We start from the raw sequence: 20040 nt of genomic DNA, 5'->3' as shown, positions 1-20040 counted from the left end.
CGTCGGGCCGACTCAAAACCCACGGTAAAGCCCCGAGTTGCCGAATGCCATTCGCCACGCCCCATTTTTTCGTTGGGGCGTGGGGCTTTCGGCCGCTCGGGGCTCGTCGCGCCGGTTTCCCGGTGAGGTTGTGAACACCGGCCGCGACGCCTCTTTTCCCCTGCGCAGAAAGGAAAATCGGCGTCGCGGCCGGATCTGGTCAGGCCGTTCTCGCGGGCAGGGTCGTCGGCTTGAAGGCGGGACGGGTTTTTTCGTACGTGTCGATCGTCTCGGCGTGGCGCAGCGTCAAACCGATGTCGTCGAGGCCTTCCAGCAACCGCCAACGGGTGTAGTCGTCGATGTCGAACGAGACGGTGAGGTCCTTCGCCCGGACCGTCCGCTCCCGCAGATCGACGGTCACCTCGGTGCCCGGCTCGTTCTCCAGCAGCTTCCAGAGCAGTTCCACATCGGACTGCGCGCACTCGGCCGCGAGCAGTCCCTGCTTGCCGGAGTTGCCGCGGAAGATGTCGGCGAACCGGGAGGAGATGACCACCCGGAAGCCGTAGTCCTTGAGCGCCCAGACCGCGTGTTCCCGGGACGATCCGGTGCCGAAATCGGGCCCCGCGACGAGCACGCTGCCGCCGCGGAAGGCGTCCTGGTTCAGCACGAAGGTCTCGTCACCGCGCCACGCGGCGAACAGGGCGTCCTCGAAACCGGTGCGCGCGACCCGCTTGAGGTACACGGCGGGGATGATCTGATCGGTGTCCACGTTGGACCGCCGCAGCGGGACGCCGACGCCGGTGTGCTCGGTGAAGGGTTCCATCGCTCCTCCTCGCGAATGGTGGCGGGTCAGTCGAGGTCTTCGGGCGAGGACAGGGTTCCCCGGACGGCGGTGGCGGCCGCGACCAGCGGCGACACCAGGTGGGTTCGCCCGCCCTTGCCCTGCCTGCCCTCGAAGTTGCGGTTCGAGGTGGAGGCGCTGCGCTCGCCGGGGGTGAGCTGGTCGGGATTCATGCCCAGGCACATCGAGCAGCCCGCCGAGCGCCATTCCGCGCCGGCGGCGGAGAAGACCTCGTGCAGCCCCTCGGACTCGGCCTGCAACCGCACCTTCATCGACCCGGGCACGACCAGCATCCGCACGTCCTGGGCCAGCTTGCGCCCGCCCAGGACGGCCGCTGCCGCCCGCAGGTCCTCGATCCGCCCGTTGGTGCAGGAGCCGAGGAAGACGGTGTCCACGGCGACCTCGCGCAGCGGGGTGCCGCCCTGGAGGCCCATGTAGTCCAGCGCCTTCTCGACCGCGTAGCGCTCCGCGTCGTCGGCGATGTCCGCCGGGTCGGGGACGCGCTCGCCCAGCGGCAGGCCCTGACCGGGGTTGGTCCCCCAGGTGACGAACGGGGTGAGCTCGTCGGCGTCCAGGGTCACCTCGGCGTCGAACTCGGCGTCGTCGTCGGTGCGCAGCGTCTTCCAGTGCTCGACGGCGGCGTCCCAGTCCGCGCCTTCCGGCGCGTGCGGCCGACCGCGGAGGTAGTCGAAGGTGGTCTCGTCCGGGGCGATCATCCCGGCTCGGGCGCCCGCCTCGATGGACATGTTGCAGATGGTCATCCGGGCTTCCATGGACAGCTGCCGGATCGCCTCGCCCCGGTACTCCAGGACGTAGCCCTGACCGCCGCCGGTGCCGATCTTCGCGATGACCGCGAGGATGATGTCCTTGGCCGTGACGCCGGGCCGCAGCGCGCCCTCGACGTTGACGGCCATCGTCCGGAACGGGCGCAGCGGCAGGGTCTGGGTGGCGAGCACGTGCTCGACCTCCGAGGTGCCGATGCCGAAGGCGAGCGCGCCGAACGCGCCGTGCGTGGAGGTGTGGCTGTCGCCGCACACCACGGTGGTGCCGGGCTGGGTGAGCCCGAGCTGCGGCCCCACCACGTGCACGATGCCCTGCTCGGCGTCGCCCATCGGGTGCAGGCGGACGCCGAACTCCTCGCAGTTGCGCCGCAGGGTGTCCACCTGCGTGCGGGACACCGGGTCGGCGATCGGCAGGTCGATCCCGGTGGTGGGCACGTTGTGGTCTTCGGTGGCGATCGTGAGGTCGGGCCTGCGGACCTGGCGGCCCGCTAGCCGGAGCCCCTCGAAGGCCTGCGGGCTGGTGACCTCGTGCACGAGGTGGAGGTCGATGTAGAGCAGATCGGGTTCGTGGCCTTCGCCCCGGCGCACGATGTGGCCGTCCCAGACCTTCTCCGCGAGCGTGTTGCCCATCGCTCCTCCCCAACGAGGTGTGGTGGTCGCACCCCGGTGTCCGGGGCACTGTCCCATAGAGTGGACTTCTCAGATTCCGAGAAGTTAGTATCGGTACGTGGGACAGCATAGCGGCATCGGAGTGTTGGACAAGGCAGTGGCCGTACTGCAGGCCGTCGCGGAGGAGCCGTGCGGCTTGACGGAGCTGTGCGGTCGCACCGGCCTGCCCCGGGCGACGGCGCACCGGCTCGCGGTGGGCCTGGAGGTGCACCGCCTGCTGCGCCGCGGGTCGGACGGCAGGTGGCGTCCCGGCGCCGCCCTGGCGGAGCTGGCCGGCGGCGCGGTGGATCCGCTGCTGGAGGCGGCGTCGACGGTGCTGCCCAAGCTGCGGGACATCACGGGCGAGAGCGTGCAGCTGTACCGGCGGGACGGGATGCAGCGCCTGTGCATCGCGTCGGCCGAGCCGCCGAGCGGTCTGCGGGACACGGTCCCGGTGGGGTCGTCGCTGCCGATGGTGGCCGGCTCGGGCGCGAAGGTCCTCGCGGCCTGGGCGGACGCGGCCACCCAGCGCGCGGTCCTGGCCGAGGCGGTCTTCGGCGAGCGGACCCTCCTGGAGGTCCGCAGGCGGGGCTGGGCCCAGAGCGTCGCGGAGCGGGAGTCCGGGGTGGCCAGCGTCTCGGCCCCGGTCCGGGATTCCCAGGGAGCGGTGGTGGCGGCCATCTCCGTCTCGGGGCCCGTCGACCGGATCGGCAGGAGGCCGGGCGCCCGCTGGGCGGCGGATCTCCTGGCCGCCACGGAGGGCCTGCAGAACCGCCTGTGATCGCGCGAGCGGAACCGGGAAGGCGCTGTCCCTCCCGGTCGCGGTCCTCACCCGAACCGCGGGGCGACACGGGGCGAGGAACCCCCGGACGAACGAAGAGGCCCCCACTCCGGAGGAGTGGGGGCCTCGAGCGTAGTCCCGACGGGATTCGAACCCGCGCTACCGGCGTGAGAGGCCGGTGTCCTAGGCCGCTAGACGACGGGACCTCAGCGACATGGAGAACTCTACAACACCCCGAAAACCCTCCAGCACCCACCCCCCGCGAATCCCGATCCCACCCCGAGAACCACGACGAACCCCCAACCGCACCCCCAGCAAACCGCGATCCCCACCCCCAAAGCACAAACCACACCCCAGGTAAGCCACCCCCAATACGCGAACCCAAAGCCCCCCCCGATCCACGATCCCCGAAGCGCAAACCCCCGAACCGCGAAGCCCCAACCTCCGACCCACGGCCCCCGAAGCGCAAACCCCCGATGCGCAAAGCGCGAGCCCCCCGACCCACGATCCGTGAACCGCGATGCGCGAAGCGCGAGCCCAGCGAAGCGCGAAGCGCGAGCCCCACGCGGGGGCCTGGGGGGTCGCCCCCCAGACGAAGACGAACACGGAAAAGTCCCCCACCTCAACGAGGTGGGGGACTGAACACGCGGAAGTAGCCCCGACGGGATTCGAACCCGCGCTACCGGCGTGAGAGGCCGGCGTCCTAGGCCGCTAGACGACGGGGCCCTAGAACGAACGATCCGTGCGGATCGTTCCGCTGGGGTACCAGGACTCGAACCTAGACTAACTGAACCAGAATCAGTCGTGCTGCCGATTACACCATACCCCATCGGCTTCGGTTTTCAGCGATTTCGCTTCGGACCCCTGGGGGAAGTCCGGCGCTTGTTCCGCTGTCCGCCTCGCTGATGAAAATAGTAGAGCATGGCCCGCGCGGCCGTCGCAGCACCCCCCCGTTCCGCCGATCGTGCTGGTCGCGGCGGGTTCCGGGCGGAGTCGCGGGTGGACGTCGCGGGCCGAGCTCGATCAATGCGCGAGGGCGCCCAGTCCGTCCGCCTCGCGCGGACCCGGGACCGCGCTTCCGGTGCCACCGCCCCGGACGGGGATCGGGGCGAAGGGCAGTTCGCAGACCAGCAGCTCGGGCAGCTCCGCGAGACTGGTGATCATGGACACCCCGGGAGGTGGCGCGTGCTCGGTCCCGTTCCGGTTGAGCCAGACGCCGTGCAGCCCCGCGTCGGTGGCGCCGAGGGCGTCGGTGTCGAGCCGGTCGCCGACGTGCACGACCTCGTGCGGCGCCGCGTCGAGGGCGGCGCAGGCGGCGTGGAAGATCCGCGGATCCGGCTTGGCGACCCCGAGTTCGCCGGAGATCAGCATGCTGTCGAACGATCCCGCCAGACCGGTTCGGCTGATCTTCAGGCGCTGGTAGGCGCCGGGGGCGTTGGTGATGACGGCGAGCTGCAGGCCGCTGGCGCGCATCCACTCCAGGCAGGGCAGGGCGTCGTCGAACAGCCGCCAGGCGGCCTGCATGGCGGTCATCCGGTAGTCCTCGCGGGCGGCGGCTTCCTCCTCGGTGAGCCGCTCGCCGAAGGCGGCGAAGAACGCGCGGGTGCGCTCGCGGCACATCCGCTCGAAGTCCAGTTCGCCCGCGACGTACCGCGCGTAGTGCTCCTCCGTGGTGTGCCGCCACACGGGCCAGGCGGCGTCGTTGCCGATGAGAGCGCGCAGGCCGAGGCGGGAGGAGGCGGCGTTGTCGAGGAGGGTGTCGTCGATGTCCAGGCACACGGCCTTGATGCGGCCTGGCTCAGGTGCGGGGAGGTGCGGCGCGGATGTCACTCCGAGAGGCTAGGTGGTCGCCCGGCGCGCCCGACTCGGCCAAGCCGGTGATTGTGGTTGGCCTGACACGGTTTAGTGGCGGCCGCGGTACCGGGTGAGGTCCACTGCGGACATCACCCGGTCGCCGGAACCGTGCTGCTGATCAGCCCAGCGCCCGCCGGAGCCGGTCCAGCGAGACCTCGCGGCCGAGCAGCTCCATGGATTCGTAGAGCGGCGGTGAGACGGTCCGGCCGCTGATGGCGACGCGGACGGGCGCGAACGCCTTGCGCGGCTTGATCCCGAGTCCGTCCACGACGGACTCCTTGAGCGCCGCCTCGATCGCCTCGGTCGTCCACCCGGGAAGGGCTTCCAGCGCGCCGATGGCGGCCTCCAGCACGGGGCGGGCGTCCGGGCCGAGGGCCTTGGCCGCGGACTCGGGCTCCGGTTGGAAGTCCGCGCCCGCGAACAGGAACCGCATCATGCCGACCGCGTCGGAGAGGACGATGAGCCGCTCCTGCACGAGCGGGGCGGCGGCCCGCACGGTGGTGAGCTGCTGCTCGGTGGGTTCGGCGTCGAGCACGCCGCCCGCGATGAGGTACGGCACCACGCGCCCCACGAAGTCGTCCGGCGCCAGCGCCCGCAGGTGCGCGGAGTTGATCGCGTCGGCCTTCTTCTGGTCGAAGCGGGCGGGATTGCCGCTGACCCGGCCGATGTCGAAGGCCTCGACCATCTCGTCGAGGCTGAACACGTCGCGGTCGTCGGCGATGGACCAGCCGAGCAGCGCGAGGTAGTTCAGCAGCCCCTCCGGCAGGAAGCCGCGGTCGCGGTGGTGGAACAGATCCGCCTGCGGGTCGCGCTTGGAGAGCTTCTTGTTCCCCTCCCCCATCACGAACGGCAGGTGGCCGAACTCGGGGGTGAAGTCGGTGACGCCGATGCGCCGCAGCGCCTCGTAGAGCGCGATCTGGCGCGGCGTGGAGGACAGCAGGTCCTCCCCGCGCAGCACGTGAGTGATCTTCATCAGCGCGTCGTCGACGGGGTTCGTGAGCGTGTAGAGCGCGTCCCCGTTGCCCCGGATCAGCACCGGGTCGGGCACGGTGCCCGCCCGGAAGGTGATCTCGCCGCGGACGAGGTCGGTGAACGTGATGTCGTGCTCGGGCATCCGCAGCCGCAGCACCGGGGTGCGGCCTTCGGCGCGGTGCGCGGCCTTCTGCTCGTCGGTGAGGTCGCGGTCGAAGTTGTCGTAGCCGAGCTTGGGGTCGCGGCCGGCGGCGCGGTGCCTGGCCTCGACCTCCTCGGGCGTGGAGAACGCCTCGTAGAGCTCGCCGGCGGCCAGCAGGCGCTGGGCGATGTCGGCGTAGATCTCCTTGCGCTCGCTCTGCCGGTACGGGCCGTGCTCGCCGCCGACCTCGGGACCTTCGTCCCAGTCGAGCCCGAGCCAGCGCAGCGCGTCGAGCAGCGCGTCGTAGGACTCCTGGCTGTCGCGGCTGGCGTCGGTGTCCTCGATCCGGAAGACCAAGGTGCCGCCGTGGTGCCGCGCGAACGCCCAGTTGTAGAGGGCGGTGCGGATCAGTCCGACGTGCGGCGTGCCGGTGGGCGAGGGGCAGAACCGCGCTCGCACGGTTCCGGAGGCCGCGCCTCCGGGGAGCGGGGCGGATCCTGGCGCTGGGGTGGCGAACTCTGGCGTGCTCATGACCGGCCCACCATATCGGGCCGCCAGGGGTGCTTGACCAGCGAGTCCGGCGGGAGCACCCTGAAGTTATTCAACAACCGTTGAATACTGGTCCGAGGGCACGGCGGCGCGCGGAGCCGTGGTTGGGAGTGATCGCGATGGAGCGCACGACCTGCTGCATCATCGGCGGTGGCCCGGCGGGGATGGTGCTGGGCCTGCTGCTGGCCAGGTCCGGCGTGCGGGTGACCGTCTTGGAGAAGCACGGCGACTTCCTGCGGGACTTCCGGGGCGACACCGTGCACCCGACGACCCTGCAGCTGCTCGACGACCTGGGGCTGGCCGAGGAGTTCGCCGCGCTCCCGCAGCGCAAGGTGGAGCAGGTGCGGCTGCCGGTCGGCTCGGACGGCCGGTTCCTCACCATCGGCGACTTCCGGCTGCTGCCGATCAAGTACGCCTACGTGGCGCTGGTACCGCAGTGGGACCTGCTGGACCTGCTCGCCCGCGAGGCGCGGCGCGAGAGCTCGTTCGCGCTGCGGATGCGCACGGAGGTGACCGAGCTGATCCGGGAGGGCGGCCGGGTCCGCGGGGTGCGCTACCGGGACGCGGACGGCGGCACCGGTGAGCTGTGCGCGGACCTCACCGTCGCCTGCGACGGGCGGGACTCACCCGTGCGGCGGCTGCCGGAACTGGGGCTGCGGGACTTCCCCACCCCGATGGACGTGCGCTGGTTCCGGGTGCCGCGCCGCCCTCGGGACCCGGCGGGGCTGATCGGGCTGGTGCGGGAGCGGTCGTTCGCCGCGATGATCGACCGCGGCGACTACTACCAGATCGCGTCCGTCATCGAGAAGGGCACCGACGCGAGGGGCCGCACCGGGCCGGTCGAGGACTTCAACGCGCGGCTGCGGCGGATGGCGCCGTGGCTCGACGACGGGCGCGAGCTGGTCGGCGGCTGGGACGACGTGAAGCTGCTGCACGTCACGCTGGACCGGCTCGGCAAGTGGCACCTGCCGGGGCTGCTGTGCATCGGGGACGCGGCGCACGCGATGTCGCCGGTCGGCGGGATCGGGATCAACCTCGCGGTGCAGGACGCGGTGGCCGCGGCGCGGCACCTGGCGGGACCGCTGCGGGAGGGACGGCTGCGGCGCCGGCACGTGGTGGCCGTGCAGCGGCGGCGCTGGCCCACCACGGTGCTGATCCAGGGATTGCAGCAGGTGCTGCACCGGAACGTGGTGGCCCCGGGGCTGCGCGGCGAGCTCGACTTCTCCGGCAGCGGCAGGCTCCCGCTGCCGCTGCGGCTGCTCACCCGGCTGCCGCTGCTGCGGGCGATCCCGCCCTACCTGCTCGCCTACGGCGCGCTCCGCGAACGCCCGCCTCGCGCGGCCGTCCGGCGGTGACGACGTCCCGCCCGCGCGGCCGGACCGCGCGGGCGGGACGTCTCGCCGGGCGGGAACGACCGCGGCGCGGGGAGCGCGTCACTGCACCGGGTTCGTCACTGCACCGGGTTCGTCAGGGTGCCGAGGCCGTCGATGGAGACCGAGACGCTCTGCCCGGACTTCACCGGGCCGACGCCCTCCGGCGTGCCGGTGAGGATCACGTCACCGGGCAGCAGCGTCATGATCCGCGAGACCCAGGAGACCAGGCCCGCGACGTCGTGCAGCATCAGCGAGGTCCGCGACCGCTGCTTGAGCTCCCCGTCGAGCTCCGTGCGCAGCTCGAGGTCGGCGGGATCCACGGCGGTGTCGATCCACGGCCCCAGCGGGCAGAACGTGTCGTAGCCCTTCGCCCGGGTCCACTGCCCGTCGGCCTGCTGCTGGTCGCGGGCGGTGACGTCGTTGGCGATCGTGTAGCCCAGCACCACGTCGGTGCCGCGCGCCTCCGGCACGTCCTTGCAGGGCTGGCCGATGACGACGGCCAGCTCGCCCTCGTAGTCCACCCGCTCCGAGTTCGGCGGCAGCTTGATCGGCGCGTTGGGGCTGGTGACCGAGGTGGACGGCTTCATGAAGATGACCGGGTCCCGCGGCGCCTCCCCGCCCATCTCCTGCGCGTGCGCGGCGTAGTTCTTGCCGACGCAGATCACCTTGCTGGGCAGGATCGGGGCGAGCAGCCGGACATCGGCCATCGGCCACTTGCGCCCGGTGAAGGTGGGGTCGCCGAACGGGTGCTGGTCGATCTCGATGGCCAGCACCTTCTCCTGCGGCGCGGACGGATCGGGTTCCAGCGCGACGAACGACACCCCGTCGGAGTGGGCGACTCGGGCCAGGCGCACGGCGGACCTCTTTTCGTTCCCGGTTGCTTCGCGGCCCGCCCCGGAGCGGGGCGGACCGGACAAGCCTAGGCGGTCGCGGCGGCCGGTCCCGGATCCGGTCAGCCCGCGATCGCCTTGCGGCGCAACGCCTTGTACGCGAGGGCGTCGCGCAGCGCGAGCCAGCTCGCCTCGACGATGCTGCCGTGCACGCCGACGGTGGTCCACTCCTCGTGGTCGTCCCGGGACTCCACCAGCACCCGCGTCACCGCGTCGGTGCCGGATGCGTCGGTGAGGATGCGCACCTTGTAGTCCACCAGCGCCACCTCCCGCAGCCACGGCAGGTGCGGCACCAGGGCCTCGCGCAGCGCCGCGTCCAGCGCGTTCACCGGACCGTTGCCCTCGGCGGTGGCGATCACCCTGGACCCGGCGACGTGCACCTTCACGGTGGCCTCCGAGACGGCGGCGCCGTCCGGCCGGTGGTCCAGCAGCACCCGGTAGGACTCCAGCTCGAACGGGACGGCCGCCTCCGCGTCCGCCGCTCCCGCCGCGCTGAGCTCGCGGCGCAGCAGCAGCTCCAGGGAGGCGTCGGCGGCCTCGAAGGACCACCCGCGCGCCTCCAGCTCCTTGACCCTGCGCACCGCGCCGCTCACCGCTTCCGGCGCCCCGGACAGGTCGAGGCCGAGCTCGGCGCCCTTGAGCTCCAGGCTCGCCCGCCCGGCCATCTCGGTGACCAGCACCCGCATCCGGTTGCCCACCTCGGCCGGGTCGAGGTGGTTGTAGAGCTCCGGATCCACCTTGATCGCGCTGGCGTGCAGTCCCGCCTTGTGCGCGAAGGTGGAGGCGCCCACGTAGGCCTGGTGGGTGTCCGGGGCGAGGTTGGCGATCTCGGCGAGCGCGTGCGAGACGCGGGTGAGCTCGCCGAGTCCGCCCTCCGGCAGCACCGGCATCTCCAGCTTGGTCGCGAGGTTGCCCAGCACCGCGAACAGGTCGGCGTTGCCCGCGCGCTCCCCGTACCCGTTCGCGGTGCACTGCACGTGGGTGGCGCCCGCCTGCACCGCGGCGACCGTGTTGGCGACCGCGCAGGAGGTGTCGTCCTGGCAGTGGATCCCGACCCGGAAACCGGTGCGCGCCACCACCTCCCGCACGGTGTCCGCGAGCCCGGTGGGCAGCTGCCCGCCGTTGGTGTCGCACAGCACCGCCACCTCGGCGCCCGCGGTCACCGCGGACTCCAGCACCCGCAGCGCGCAGTCCGGGTCGTGGGCGTAGCCGTCGAAGAAGTGCTCGGCGTCCACGAACACCCGCCGCCCCTCCCCCACCAGGTGCCGGACGGTGTCGGCGATCATCGCGCGGTTCTCCTCGGCGGAGGTGCGCAGCGCGCGTTCGACGTGCCTGCGGTCGGCCTTGGCGACCAGGGTGACCACCGGGGCGCCGGAGGCCAGCAACGCCTGCACCTGCGGGTCCTCGTGCGCCTTCGCGCCCGCGCGGCGGGTGGCGCCGAAGGCGACGAGGGCGGCGTGCCGGAGTTCGAGCTCCCCGGCGGCCGCGCGGGCGAAGAACTCGGTGTCCTTGGGCAGCGCGCCGGGCCAGCCGCCCTCGATGAACCCGACGCCGAGCGAGTCCAGCAGCCGGGCCACCGCGATCTTGTCCTGGACCGAGTAGGAGATGCCCTCCCGCTGGGCGCCGTCGCGCAGCGTCGTGTCGTAGACGTGGAAGCCGTCGCCCAGGGGGGTTCCGGCCGGGGTCGTGCGGGTCACTGGTCTCTCCTGTCGGTCGCGGGTCCTCGGTCCTCACGCCTGCCGCGGTCCGACCGGGGCCGGACACGAAAAAGACCTCCCGCGGATGCGAGAGGTCTGCGCGCCGGGGGTGCGGAGTCGTTCACCCGGCGCGCGGCTCGATAATGATCGTGGTGCTGGTGGCCACGCCCGAATGCTGCCACAACGCGCGCACCCACCACCACCCGGACCGGCCCTCCCACGATCCGGGACGGTTCCGCGACGCTGCCCGCCTGTCCGGTGGGCCCGGCCCGGGAGGACGCGAACGGGCGCCTCCCCGGACCGGGGAGACGCCCGTCGTGGATCTCGGGAGATCAGGCCTGCTGGGCCACCTCGCGGGAGGAGACCAGCGCAGCGAGGCGATCGCCGACCGCGAAGGTCGCGCCCGGCGCCGCGTGGTCGCGGGTCGCCAGGTCGAAGGCCACCGAGGCCTCCACGCGGCGCGCCGCCTCGGTCTGCCCGACGTGGTCGAGCAGCAGCGCGACCGACAGCACCGCGGCAGTCGGGTCCGCCGAGCCGTGCCCGGCGATGTCCGGGGCGCTGCCGTGCACCGGCTCGAACATGCTCGGGTTCCGGCGGGTGGCGTCGATGTTGCCGCTGGCGGCCAGCCCGATGCCACCGGTGACCGCGCCGGCCAGGTCGGTGATGATGTCGCCGAACAGGTTGTCCGTGACGATCACGTCGAAGCGGCCCGGGTCGGTGACCAGGTGGATCGTCGTGGCGTCCACGTGCTGGTAGGCGACCGTGACGTCGGGGTGCTGGAGCGAGACCTCCTCCACCACGCGGGACCACAGGGAACCGGCGTGGGTGAGCACGTTCGTCTTGTGCACCAGCGTGAGGTGCTTGCGCGGCCGGGAGGCGGCGCGGGCGAAGGCGTCCCGCACGACCCGCTCCACGCCGAACGCCGTGTTGAGGCTGACCTCGGTGGCGATCTCGTGCGTGGTGTCCTTGCGCAGCAGGCCGCCGTTGCCGGCGTACGGGCCTTCGGTGCCCTCCCGGACCACAACCATGTCGATCTCACCCGGGTCGACGACGGGGCTCTTGACCCCGGGGTACAGCCGGGCGGGGCGCAGGTTCACGTGGTGGTCGAGCTCGAAGCGCAACCGCAGCAGCAGCCCCCGTTCGAGGATTCCGCTGGGCACCGAGGGGTCGCCGACCGCGCCGAGCAGGATCGCGTCGTGCTGGCGCAGCTCGGTGAGCACCGACTCGGGCAGCAGCTCACCGGTCGCGTGCCAGCGGGCGGCTCCCAGGTCGTATCGGGTGATCTCGGTATCGGGAACGACCTCACCGAGGACCTTGAGCGCCTCGGCCACCACCTCCGGCCCGATCCCGTCACCGGGGATCACAGCGAGCCGCATGTACACACCTCCCGAGTACCACCCCGACCTGCGGGGCTCGAACTGTTGCGCCGAAGGCTACCGGCAAGCCCGCGCGGACAGGCACGCCGCACCCACCAAGTGGTCGAGGCGTCCCGGTTGGCGGGACACCCGAACGAGTGAGACCGATGAGCCCGGCGTCAGGAGGGGCCGCCCGCAGGAGTGCGGACGGCCCCTTTCCGGCCCTGTCGCGGCGCCTCGACCAGGCGCCGAACTCACTCGAAGTCGACGGTGCGCACCGTGCGGGCGCCGACGGCGGCGCCGATCGGCTCCAGCACGCCCGCCTCGACCGGGCGGTCCACCCGGAGCAGCATGATCGCGTCGGAGCGCTCCTTGGTCTGGCTGACCGTGGCGGCCTCGACGTTCACGCCGACCTCGCCCAGCAGGGTGCCGACGGTGCCCATCACGCCCGGGCGGTCCGGGTACTCCAGCAGCAGGACGCTGCCCTCGGCGCGCAGGTCGAAGTGGCGACCGTTGACCTCGATCAGCTTCTCGACGAGGTCGGTGCCCGACAGCGCGCCCGAGACGACCGCGGAGCGGCCGTCGGCGAGCGCGGCCCGCAGCGAGACGACGCTGCGGTGGTTCGGGCTCTCCGAGGTCGTCTTCACCTCGACGCCGACCCCGAGGTCCTCGGCCAGCTGCGGGGCGTTGACGAAGGTGACCTGGTTGTCCACGGCCCCGGCGAACACCCCGCGCAGCGCGGCCAGCTGCAGGACCGACACGTCCTCGGAGGCGAGCTCGCCGCGCGCCTCCACGGTCACCGAGGTGGGGGTGCTGCCCAGCACGGCGGCCAGCAGGTGACCGAGCTTCTGGGTCAGCGACAGGTACGGGCGCACCTCCTCGCCGACGGCACCGCCCTGCACGTTCACCGCGTCCGGCACGAAGTCGCCGCGCAGCGCCAGCAGCACGGAGCGGGCGACGTCGGTGCCCGCGCGGTCCTGGGCCTCGGCCGTGGAGGCGCCCAGGTGCGGGGTGGCCACGACGTTGGCCAGCTCGAACAGCGGGCTGGAGGTGGTGGGCTCGGACTTGTAGACGTCGATGCCCGCGCCGCCGATGTGCCCGCCGCGGATCGCCTCGGCGAGCGCCTCCTCGTCGATGAGACCGCCGCGGGCGGCGTTGACGACGAGCATCCCGGGCTTGGCCTTCTTGAGCTCCTCCGAACCGATCAGGCCCAGCGTCTCGGCCGTCTTGGGCAGGTGGATGGAGATCGCGTCGGCGCGGGCGAGCAGGTCCTCCAGGCTGACCAGCTCGATGCCCAGCTGCGCGGCGCGCGCGGCCGAGACGTAGGGGTCGTAGGCGATGAGCTTGGTGCCGAAGGCCGCGACGCGCTGCGCGAACAGCTGGCCGATCTTGCCGAGGCCGACGACGCCGACGGTCTTGCCGTTGAGCTCGACGCCGCTGAAGGAGCTGCGCTTCCACTCCCCGGCGCGCAGGCTCGCGTCCGCGGCGGCGACGTTGCGGGCCACCGCCAGCAGCAGCGCCATGGCGTGCTCGGCGGCGGAGACGATGTTGGAGGTGGGCGCGTTGACGACCATCACGCCGCGCTCGGTGGCGGCGGGCACCTCGACGTTGTCCAGGCCGACCCCGGCCCGGGCGACGACCTTGAGCTTGTTCGTCGCCGACAGCACCTCGGCGTCCACCTTGGTCGCGGAGCGGACCAGCAGCGCGTCCGCGTCGGCGACGGCCGCGAGCAGCGCTGGCCGGTCCGTGCCGTCGACGTGGCGGATCTCGACCTCTTCTCCGAGCGCGTCGAGGACGGAGGGGGCCAGCTTCTCAGCGATCAGGACGACAGGACGGTTGGTCACGGGCGCGCTCCATTGAGAGGGATCACGGTCGTAGCTGGGCACAGCGTCGTGCCCGGACGATCAGGCAGTTTAACGGGAGATTGAGAACGCGTTCACAAGGGTGTGATGCATCCCAAGCCCCGCCGAGCCGTCCGGTGCCCGGGGCGCGGAGGTCCACCGGGCCGGACGGTGAGGGCGTTCGACTCGCTCGCCGCGCCGTTCGCGCGGCGGGCGATCACGGCTCGTCGAACTCGCCGTCCTTGGCCCCGGCGACGAAGGCGTCCCACTCCTCGGGCGTGAACACGAGGACCGGGCCGTCGGGCTCCGCGCCGTTGCGCATCCCGATGTAACCGTCGACGAACGCGATCTCCACGCCGGGCTCGTCGTCGTCCTCGGTGCTGGTGATCCACTCCGCGTCGGTGAAGTCCAGCTTGTGCCGGATGTGCGCCTTGTCGTCCACCGGTTCGTCCACTGTCGTGCGGGTCTCTTCGCTCACGCCGGGCACCCTACCGCCGTCCGGCCGACTCCTCGATCGCGTGAACGGGTGTTGCGGGCCGGGTGCCTGCGCGGATCCCGCGCCCGGGCGGTTTCCCGGCCGCTGCCCGGGTGGTGAGCACCGCGACCGCGTTCGCGGCCACGATCGCCCCGATCGCCGTCCACTCCGGCCAGCCTAGCGGCTGGCCCAGCACCACGAGCCCGACCAGCGCGGCGAGCACGGGGTTCACGCTCATGAACACCCCGAACACGTGCGCGGGCACCCTGCGCAGCGCCAGCAGGTCGCCGAGGAACGGGACCACCGAGGACAGCACCCCGGCGGCGACCGCCAGGCCGAGGGCGGCCGGGTGCGGCGGGTGCTGCCAGAGCACCACCGCACCGATCGGCAGGTACAGCAGCGCCGAGACCCCGGCGGCCGCGGCGGAGCCCTGCACGCCGGGCACCCGGCTACCCACCGCGCGGTTGAGCAGCACGTAACTGCCCCAGCACAGCGCGGCCAGCAGGGCCAGGCCGATGCCGAGGTAGTCGGTGCTGGGCTGCGGCCGGGCCAGGACCCCGACGGCCCCGAGCGCCACCAGCGCGCACCCGAGGTCGAGCGCGCGCCGCGAACCGGCCAGGGCCACCGCCAGCGGCCCGAGGAACTCCAGCGTGACCGCGAGACCGAGGCCGATCCGGTCGATCGCGGAGTACAGCGAGAGGTTCATGGTGGCGAACACCGCCGCCAGGCCCAGCACCGGCCGCCACTGCCGGGCGGTCAGCGCGCGCCAGGGAGGCCGCCCGACCGCGAGCAGCACCGCCCCCGCGACCCACTGCCGCACCGCGACCACCCCGGCCGGCCCGAGCACGGGGAACGCCAGCGCGCCGAGCGCGGCACCGACCTGGTTGGACAGACCGCCGCCGAGCATCAGCGCCACGCCGGTCGCGCGACCGCCCGGTGCGGTTCCGCGCCGGGCGGTGTCGACGGTCACGTCCTCGATTCGCGTTGTCATGGCACGAGAATCGCCCCGCGGACCAGCACCGCAAAATGCACCGGCCCGACCATCCATACGCTGTGGTCATGGAACTGGAGCTGCGGCACCTGCGGTGCCTGGTCGCGATCGTGGACAGCGGAACGTTCACCGACGCCGCGATCGAGCTGGGCTGCTCGCAGGCGGCGGTCTCGCGCACCCTGCTCTCGCTGGAGCGGGCGCTGGGCGCGCGGTTGCTGCACCGCACCAGCCGGAACATCGCCCCCACGACGGCGGGCGTGCAGGTGCTCGCCCGCGCGCGGCACCTGCTCGCCGAGGCGGAGGACCTGGTGCGGGAGGTGACCACCGGGCACACCCGGCTGCGCATCGGGCACGCCTGGTCCGCGATGGGCCGCCACACCAAGGAGTTCCAGCGCCGCTGGGCCCGGCGGCAGCCGGACGTCGAGCTGCACCTGATCCGCACCGCCACCCAGACCGGCGGGCTCGCCGAGGGCGCCTGCGACCTGGCCGTGGTCCGGGTCGGCTTCGACTCCCGGCGCTACGAGAGCGCGATCGTCGGCCACGAGCGCCGCTACTGCGCGCTGGCCACCGACGATCCGTGGGCGCGGCGGCGCTCGGTGTCGCTCGCGGAGGTGCGCGAGCGGGTGCTGGTGGTGGACCGGCGCACCGGGACCACCACCGCCGAGCTGTGGGCGCCGGGCGAGGGCCCCGAGCTGGAGCGCACCAGGGACATCGATGACTGGCTCGCGGCCATCGCCACCGGGCGCTGCGTGGGGATCACGCCGCACGGCACGACGACGCAGTACCGCCGCGACGGGATCACCTACCGGCCGGTGCGGGACGCCGACCCGGTGCCGGTGCACCTCGTCTGGCGCCGCCACGACCCGCACCCGGCCACGGAGACCGCCGTGGAGCTGCTGACCGAGCTCTACCGGGAACCGGAGCGCTGAACCCGCCCCGGGCACGCCGAAGGCCCGGCGTTCCCTCGTGAGGACCGCCGGGCCTTCCGACCGCACCGCACCGCCGATCAGGCGGCGCGGCGGGAAGTCAGCTCACGCGTGCGTGATCACTTGTTCGTCCAGGACATCAGGGCGCGCAGCTTCTTGCCGACCTCTTCGATCTGGTGGTCGTTGCCGGCCTGCTGGAGCTTGGTGAAGTTCGGGCGGCCCGCCTCGTCCTCGGCCACCCACTCCTTCGCGAAGGTGCCGTCCTGGATCTCGCCCAGGATCTTCTGCATGGACTCCTTGACGTGGGCGTCGATGACGCGCGGCCCGCGGGTCAGGTCGCCGTACTCGGCGGTGTCCGAGCAGGAGTAGCGCTGCCCGGCGATGCCGCCCTCCCACATCAGGTCCACGATCAGCTTGAGCTCGTGCAGCACCTCGAAGTAGGCGATCTCCGGCTGGTAACCGGCCTCGACGAGCACCTCGAACCCGGTCTGCACCAGGGCGCTGGCACCACCGCAGAGGACGGCCTGCTCACCGAACAGGTCGGTCTCGGTCTCCTCCTTGAAGGTGGTCTTGATGACGCCCGCGCGCGCCCCGCCGATGCCCGCGGCGTAGGACAGCGCCAGCGCCTGCGCGCTGCCGGAGGCGTCCTGCTCGATGGCGATCAGGCACGGCACGCCCTTGCCGTCGACGAACTGGCGGCGGACCAGGTGACCCGGGCCCTTCGGGGCGACCATCGCGACGTCGACGTCCGACGGCGGCTGGATCAGGCCGTAGCGGATGTTGAAGCCGTGCCCGAAGAAGATCGCGTCGCCGCTCTTGAGGTTCGGCGCGACGTCGTTGGCGTAGATCTCGCGCTGCTTGGTGTCGGGCGCCAGGATCATGATCAGGTCGGCTTCGGCGGAGGCCTCGGCCGGGGTCAGCACGCGCAGGCCCTCCTCCTCGGCCTTGGCGCGGGACTTCGACGACTCGGGCAGGCCGATGCGCACGTCCACCCCGGAGTCGCGCAGGCTCAGCGCGTGGGCGTGGCCCTGGCTGCCGTAGCCGATGATCGCGACCTTGCGGCCCTGGACGATGCTCAGGTCGGCGTCGGCGTCGTAGAAGATCTCAGTTGCCATGATGGGTTCCGTGTTCCTTTCGGGACTTCTTGACTTGTTTCCCCGGCGACCCGGGCCGGGCGGGACCGGCCGCGGGTCCCCGCCTCGGCCGGAGCGCGTCCCCGGCGGCGCTGCCGGGGCGCCGGATCAGCGGACCGCGGTGGCGGTGATGGAGCGGGGGCCGCGCCCGATGGCGATGGCCCCGGACTGCACCATCTCCCGGATACCGTAGGGCTCCAGCATCCGCAGCAGGGCGTTGAGCTTCTCGCCGTCGCCGGTGGCCTCGACCGTCAGCGCCTCCGGGGAGACGTCGACGACCTTGGCCCGGAACAGCTGGACGGTCTCCAGCACCTGACTGCGCACCGAGGCGTCCGCGCGGACCTTCACCAGCAGCAGCTCGCGCTGCACGGCGGCGTCCGGTTCCAGCTCCACGATCTTGATCACGTTGACCAGCTTGTTGAGCTGCTTGGTGACCTGTTCGAGGGGCTGGTCGCTGACGGCGACGACGATCGTCATCCGGGAGATCTCCGGGTGCTCGGTCGGCCCCACGGCCAGCGACTCGATGTTGAAGCTGCGGCGCGAGAACAACCCCGAGACGCGGGCCAGCGCGCCCGGGACGTTCTCCACCAGCACGCTGAGCGTGTGTCGGCTCATGGCAGTCCCGCCTCTCCGCGAGTCGTGGATGGGGTCGTGTCCCGCTCGGTCGCCCGCGCCCGGACTGATCGCGGCTGGCTCGCGGCACGGCCCCCTGCGGTGCGGTGGACCAGGCCCACCGCGAGAACAGGGCTGATCATCCTTCGTCCTCCTCGAACAGCGGGCGAATGCCGCGTGCCGCCATGATCTCGTCGTTGCCGGTGCCCGCGGCCACCATCGGCCACACCTGCGCGTCCTCGCCCACCACGAAGTCGATCACGACGGGTCGGTCGTCGATCTCCATGGCCCGCTGGATGACGCTGTCGACGTCCTCCCGGGACTCGCACCGCAGGCCCGCGCAGCCCAGCGCCTCGGCGAGCAGCTTGAAGTCGGGGATGCGGTGCTTGTGGGTGCCGAGGTCACTGTGTGAGTAGCGCTCGGCGTAGAAGAGGCTCTGCCACTGCCGGACCATACCCAGGTTGCCGTTGTTGATGACGGCCACCTTGATGGGCAGTCCCTCGATCGCGCAGGTCGCGAGTTCCTGGTTGGTCATCTGGAAGCAGCCGTCGCCGTCGATGGCCCAGACCGTGCTCTCCGGCATCCCGGCCTTGGCGCCCATCGCGGCGGGCACCGCGTAGCCCATGGTGCCGAGGCCGCCCGAGTTGAGCCAGGTCCGCGGCTTCTCGTACTTCACGAACTGGGCGGCCCACATCTGGTGCTGGCCGACGCCCGCGCAGTAGACCGCGTCCGGTCCGGCGATCGCGCCGAGCCGCTCGATGACGTACTCCGGCGAGAGGGTGCCGTCCGCGGGCCACTCGTAGCCCAGCGGGAAGGTCTCCCGCCAGCTGCTCAGCTGGGACCACCACGGCGTGAGGTCGGCGGTGCCGCCGTCCGCGGTGGCGGTGGCCACGGCGTCGATCAGCTCAGCGATGACCTCCTTGCAGTCGCCCACGATCGGGACGTCCGCGGTGCGGTTCTTGGAGATCTCCGCCGGGTCGATGTCGGCGTGCACGACCTTCGCGTCGGCGGCGAAGGAGGACAGCTGGCCGGTGACGCGGTCGTCGAACCGGGCGCCGAGGGTGATCAGCAGGTCGGAGCGCTGCATCGCCGCGACCGCCGAGACCGTGCCGTGCATCCCGGGCATTCCCAGGTGCAGCGGGTGCGAGTCGGGGAAGGCGCCGCGCGCCATCAGCGTGGTGACGACCGGGATGCCGGTGTTCTCCGCGAGGGCGCGCAGCTGCTCGGTCGCCTCGGCCTTGAGCACGCCACCACCCACGTAGAGCACCGGCCGCTGGGCAGCGGTGATCAGCTTCGCCGCCTCGCGGACCTGCTTGCCGTGCGGCTTGCTGGTCGGCCGGTAACCCGGCAGCTTCATCTCCGGCGGCCAGGAGAACGTGGTCGTCGCGTTCTGCACGTCCTTCGGGATGTCGACCAGGACCGGCCCGGGACGACCCGAAGCGGCGATGTAGAACGCCTCGGCGATGGTGCGCGGGATGTCCTCGGCCTTGGTGACCAGGAAGTTGTGCTTGGTGATCGGCAGCGTGATGCCGCAGATGTCGGCTTCCTGGAAGGCGTCGGTGCCGATCAGGTTGGTGGCCTGCTGGCCGGTGATCGCGACGATCGGGACGGAGTCCATGTGCGCGTCGGCCAGCGCGGTGACGAGGTTCGTCGCGCCGGGGCCGGAGGTCGCCATGCAGACGCCGACCTTGCCGGTGGCCTGCGCGTAACCGGTGGCCGCGTGCCCGCCGCCCTGCTCGTGGCGGACCAGGACGTGCCGGACCTTCGTGGAGTCCAGCAGCGGGTCGTACGAGGGCAGGATCGTCCCGCCCGGGATGCCGAAGACGATCTCGGCGCCGACCGACTCCAGCGACCGGACGAGCGACTGCGCGCCGGTGACCTGCACCGGGGCGTCGTGCGGCGGGGCGGGCTTGGGACGGTGTCCCGGCGGGGGTGCCGGGACCGGGCTCTGCCTGGTGTGGGCGCTGGTCATCGAGTTCGCCTCTGTCGGAACGGTGGTGGCCGGTGAGCTGGGCACGAAAAAACCCCCGCCGGTCATTGCGGACCGTACGAGGGTGAGCGCGTCGACGCTGCGGGACTTCCTCAGGCGTCGACGCGCCGGGGAAGTACGAGGATGTCGTTCAGTCGCAGCATGACCTGGACGTTAACGCCGCCGACACCGCGCGGTCAAACCATGCGGGATGAATTTCCCGGATGATG

General features: G+C 72.1%; 16 protein-coding genes and 3 tRNA genes. 3 read left to right on the top strand and 16 right to left on the bottom strand.

Going from position 1 to position 20040, the window contains the following annotated elements:
* Window positions 1-199 precede the first annotated feature (199 nt).
* A complete protein-coding gene (leuD, locus tag ACL03H_RS10800; protein WP_412811014.1) occupies window positions 200-802 on the bottom strand; it encodes a 3-isopropylmalate dehydratase small subunit in 603 nt (200 codons plus the stop codon).
* A gap of 26 nt (window positions 803-828) precedes the next feature.
* A complete protein-coding gene (gene leuC, locus ACL03H_RS10795) occupies window positions 829-2232 on the bottom strand; it encodes a 3-isopropylmalate dehydratase large subunit (RefSeq protein ID WP_412811013.1) in 1404 nt (467 codons plus the stop codon).
* A gap of 97 nt (window positions 2233-2329) precedes the next feature.
* Here leuC and ACL03H_RS10790 point away from each other — a divergent pair, with 97 nt between their 5' ends.
* Window positions 2330-3031 carry an IclR family transcriptional regulator gene (locus ACL03H_RS10790; protein WP_412811012.1) on the top strand — a complete coding sequence of 234 codons (702 nt, stop codon included), beginning with the start codon at window positions 2330-2332 and terminating at the stop codon, window positions 3029-3031.
* 133 nt (window positions 3032-3164) lie between these two features.
* Here the strand turns inward: ACL03H_RS10790 and ACL03H_RS10785 are convergent.
* The 5 genes from ACL03H_RS10785 to gltX form a co-directional block, all read right to left on the bottom strand.
* Window positions 3165-3237, bottom strand: a tRNA-Glu gene (locus tag ACL03H_RS10785).
* A 447-nt stretch (window positions 3238-3684) separates the two neighbouring features.
* Window positions 3685-3757, bottom strand: a tRNA-Glu gene (locus ACL03H_RS10780).
* 31 nt (window positions 3758-3788) lie between these two features.
* Window positions 3789-3860, bottom strand: a tRNA-Gln gene (locus ACL03H_RS10775).
* Window positions 3861-4054: 194 nt separating this feature from the next.
* Complete coding sequence (locus tag ACL03H_RS10770; protein WP_412811011.1) at window positions 4055-4861, bottom strand: HAD family hydrolase; 807 nt, start codon at window positions 4859-4861, stop codon at window positions 4055-4057.
* Between the two features lie 142 nt (window positions 4862-5003).
* Window positions 5004-6530, bottom strand: a complete 1527-nt coding sequence (gene gltX, locus ACL03H_RS10765) for a glutamate--tRNA ligase (RefSeq protein ID WP_412811010.1) — start codon at window positions 6528-6530, stop codon at window positions 5004-5006.
* Between the two features lie 137 nt (window positions 6531-6667).
* Between gltX and ACL03H_RS10760 the strand changes: the two genes are divergently transcribed.
* Window positions 6668-7903: an FAD-dependent oxidoreductase gene (locus ACL03H_RS10760; protein WP_412811009.1), complete on the top strand. Its 1236-nt coding sequence runs from the start codon at window positions 6668-6670 to the stop codon at window positions 7901-7903.
* 95 nt (window positions 7904-7998) lie between these two features.
* Here the strand turns inward: ACL03H_RS10760 and ACL03H_RS10755 are convergent, their stop codons facing one another.
* The 6 genes from ACL03H_RS10755 to ACL03H_RS10730 form a co-directional block, all read right to left on the bottom strand.
* Window positions 7999-8775, bottom strand: coding sequence for a fumarylacetoacetate hydrolase family protein (locus tag ACL03H_RS10755; RefSeq protein WP_412811008.1), 777 nt, complete (start codon window positions 8773-8775; stop codon window positions 7999-8001).
* Window positions 8776-8873: 98 nt separating this feature from the next.
* Window positions 8874-10508 carry a citramalate synthase gene (cimA, locus tag ACL03H_RS10750; RefSeq protein WP_412811007.1) on the bottom strand — a complete coding sequence of 545 codons (1635 nt, stop codon included), beginning with the start codon at window positions 10506-10508 and terminating at the stop codon, window positions 8874-8876.
* Window positions 10509-10840: 332 nt separating this feature from the next.
* Window positions 10841-11884 (bottom strand): 3-isopropylmalate dehydrogenase, encoded by a 1044-nt coding sequence (locus tag ACL03H_RS10745; protein WP_412811006.1) that lies wholly within the window; start codon window positions 11882-11884, stop codon window positions 10841-10843.
* 233 nt (window positions 11885-12117) lie between these two features.
* Window positions 12118-13707: a phosphoglycerate dehydrogenase gene (serA, locus tag ACL03H_RS10740; RefSeq protein ID WP_412811005.1), complete on the bottom strand. Its 1590-nt coding sequence runs from the start codon at window positions 13705-13707 to the stop codon at window positions 12118-12120.
* Window positions 13708-13921: 214 nt separating this feature from the next.
* Window positions 13922-14182, bottom strand: coding sequence for a DUF397 domain-containing protein (locus tag ACL03H_RS10735; RefSeq protein ID WP_412811004.1), 261 nt, complete (start codon window positions 14180-14182; stop codon window positions 13922-13924).
* A 10-nt stretch (window positions 14183-14192) separates the two neighbouring features.
* Complete coding sequence (locus ACL03H_RS10730; RefSeq protein WP_412811003.1) at window positions 14193-15170, bottom strand: EamA family transporter; 978 nt, start codon at window positions 15168-15170, stop codon at window positions 14193-14195.
* A 68-nt stretch (window positions 15171-15238) separates the two neighbouring features.
* On the opposite strand from ACL03H_RS10730, the gene ACL03H_RS10725 reads away from it, so the two are divergent.
* Window positions 15239-16099 (top strand): LysR family transcriptional regulator, encoded by an 861-nt coding sequence (locus tag ACL03H_RS10725; RefSeq protein WP_412811002.1) that lies wholly within the window; start codon window positions 15239-15241, stop codon window positions 16097-16099.
* Between the two features lie 116 nt (window positions 16100-16215).
* Here ACL03H_RS10725 and ilvC read toward each other — a convergent pair whose 3' ends face one another.
* The 3 genes from ilvC to ACL03H_RS10710 all read right to left on the bottom strand — a co-directional run bounded on the left by ilvC (window position 16216) and on the right by ACL03H_RS10710 (window position 19813).
* Window positions 16216-17211 (bottom strand): ketol-acid reductoisomerase, encoded by a 996-nt coding sequence (gene ilvC, locus ACL03H_RS10720; protein WP_412811001.1) that lies wholly within the window; start codon window positions 17209-17211, stop codon window positions 16216-16218.
* Between the two features lie 126 nt (window positions 17212-17337).
* On the bottom strand, window positions 17338-17844 hold the full coding sequence (gene ilvN / locus ACL03H_RS10715) for an acetolactate synthase small subunit (protein ID WP_412811000.1): 507 nt from the start codon (window positions 17842-17844) through the stop codon (window positions 17338-17340).
* A 136-nt stretch (window positions 17845-17980) separates the two neighbouring features.
* Complete coding sequence (locus tag ACL03H_RS10710) at window positions 17981-19813, bottom strand: acetolactate synthase large subunit (RefSeq protein WP_412810999.1); 1833 nt, start codon at window positions 19811-19813, stop codon at window positions 17981-17983.
* Window positions 19814-20040 lie beyond the last annotated feature (227 nt).

The sequence above is a fragment of the Saccharopolyspora antibiotica genome (assembly GCF_047200635.1).
GTDB lineage: Bacteria > Actinomycetota > Actinomycetes > Mycobacteriales > Pseudonocardiaceae > Saccharopolyspora_C.
This window is presented reverse-complemented; position numbering and strand designations above follow the sequence as displayed.